This window comes from Mucilaginibacter sp. P4_G9, from assembly GCF_056400985.1.
The window spans coordinates 1-2506 of sequence record NZ_JBFUKF010000569.1 but is presented as its reverse complement, the minus strand read 5'-3'; the positions used below and the strand labels follow the sequence as shown (position 1 = coordinate 2506).

At 40.7% G+C, this 2506-nt stretch carries 2 protein-coding genes; both read right to left on the bottom strand.

Annotated features, from left to right (window positions below; genetic code table 11):
- The coding region (locus AC1DPZ_RS25425; protein WP_477408742.1) for a CTP synthase at window positions 1-1283 on the bottom strand (1283 nt) is incomplete at its 3' end.
- A 181-nt stretch (window positions 1284-1464) separates the two neighbouring features.
- On the bottom strand, window positions 1465-2506 hold a 1042-nt coding region (locus AC1DPZ_RS25420), incomplete at its 5' end, for an ATP-binding protein (protein ID WP_477408740.1).

The window sequence follows — 2506 nt, the reverse complement described above, 5'->3', positions numbered from 1 at the left end:
TTGTTGGTGATGGTTTTCTGCTCTTCCATCATGCCAATAACCGGATGAGGGGTATCGGGGCTCATTTCGGTACTGTTGGCATTTTGCAGGCCCAAAACATTCCGGCCAAACTCCACAACCGCGCATTGCATGCCCAAACAAATACCAAAGAAAGGTATGTTGTTTTCGCGAACATAACGGATAGCTTCAATTTTACCTTCAAAACCGCGCTCGCCAAAACCTGGTGCAACCAGTACGCCGTGCATGCCTTTAAGCTTTTCTATAGCATTTTCGGGTGTTAAGCTTTCTGATGGAATATACTCTACCCTAACCTTACACTCTTTGGAAGCGCCCGCGTGTATAAATGCCTCGGTAATAGACTTATAAGCATCCGGCAATTCAACATATTTACCTACCAGCGCTATGCGTACATCGGCCGTAGGGTTTTTTAAACGGCCCAGGAAATCTTTCCAGCTATCCAGGTTAGGCTCGTTCTTGTGCGATAATTTTAATTTAGTTAATACTGTTTTATCTAACTGCTCTTTAAGCATCAATAACGGCACATCATAAATGGTTGATGCGTCTATCGATTCGATAACGGCATTGATATTCACATTACAAAAAAGCGCGATTTTTTTGCGAATATCGGGTGTTAAATGATGCTCGGTACGGCAAACCAGGATATCCGGCTGAATACCATATTCAAGCAGCATTTTTACCGAGTGCTGGGTTGGTTTGGTTTTTAATTCGCCTGCAGCCGCCAGAAATGGAACCAATGTAAGGTGAATTACCAATGAGTTACCAGACCCTGTTTCCCACCTGAACTGGCGTACAGCTTCGATGTAGGGTAACGATTCAATGTCACCTACGGTACCGCCTAATTCGGTAATCACAATATCATATTCGCCACTCTCGCCCAATATGCGGAAGTTGCGTTTAATTTCGTCGGTAATGTGGGGTACTACCTGTACGGTTTTACCCAAAAAAGCACCTTCACGCTCTTTATTGATCACATTTTGATAAATACGACCGGTAGTGATGTTATTGGCTTTTGATGTTGGGGTATTTAAAAAGCGTTCGTAGTGACCAAGGTCCAGATCTGTTTCGGCGCCATCCTCGGTTACGTAGCATTCACCATGCTCATAAGGGTTCAATGTTCCCGGATCGATATTGATATAGGGATCAAACTTTTGGATAGTAACACGATAACCGCGCGATTGTAGTAGTTTGGCTAATGAAGCGGAGATAATACCTTTTCCTAACGACGAGGTAACGCCACCCGTAACAAAAATATATTTAGTCATGATTTTTTTGAAAAATGGCTGCGGTTTTACGCCGGAACCAAATGTTTGTGTACGGGATACAAAAGTAAGAAAATTTTCAGGCTTTGCTTTACTTGTTGAGAAAAAACGGCGCATCAAAATCACTTTGTCCGCTTTATTGCTTTTAACTTGTTTTAAATGAACAAATTAAGAGGATGAAAGCCTACACGCTTTCCTTTTGCCTGCTGTACTTTGCAATTTTGCGATGAAGCTCATTAGGGTTAAACGGTTTACTCACATAATCATTCATCCCGACGGTAAATGCCATGTCCTGGATATCAAGCATGGCCGATGCGGTGAGGGCTATAATAGGCAAATTCTTATACTTTTCGCCGGGAAGTTCACGTATTGCTGTTGTGGTTTGATAGCCATCCATCTCGGGCATTTGAAGATCCATCAAAATCATATCGTAATCGTGCGTTTGCACCAGCATTAAAGCTATTTGCCCATTTTCGGCAACATCACATTCAATATCCCATTGTTTCATGAAATGCTTGGCCAGTATAACATTTATCTGGTTATCTTCGGCAATAAGTAATTTAGTGCCTTTAAGGCTCTTCAAATTGTAAAACTCCTCGCTATCTGATGTGCTGCTTAATTGTTTTTTACTATTTTTAAACGTTAGGCTAAACTTAAAAACAGATCCTTTATTGTATTCGCTTATAACCGTAATTTCGCTGCCCAACAATTGTAAAAGGCGTTTTGTAATAGTAAGGCCAAGGCCTGTACCGCCATATTTACGGGTCGTATCGGTACTGGCCTGGTTAAAGCTTTCAAAAATATGCTCAATTTTATCAGGCATAATACCTATCCCGGTATCGGCAATTTCAAAATCAATGGTTGATTTATCTTCACTACACCAGCCTAACGATGCGGTAATCGTTACCTTTCCCTTATTTGTAAACTTTACAGCATTGCTTATCAGGTTGGTTAATATCTGCCCTAAACGTATCGGATCGCCAATGATCGCATTAGGCAAATCCTGGTCCATCATCAGTTTTATCTGGATATTTTTTTCGTTAGCCTTTTGAAGCAGTGCCAGCCTGATATTTTTTGTAAGATCAGTAATACTAAAATCAACCTCTTCAAACTCAATTTTACCTGCCTCTATTTTACTAAAATCAAGTATATCATTAATAAGTACCAGCAGATTTTCTGCCGAAAATTTCAGAAACCCTAAAAATTCCTTTTGCTCGGGTTTAGGA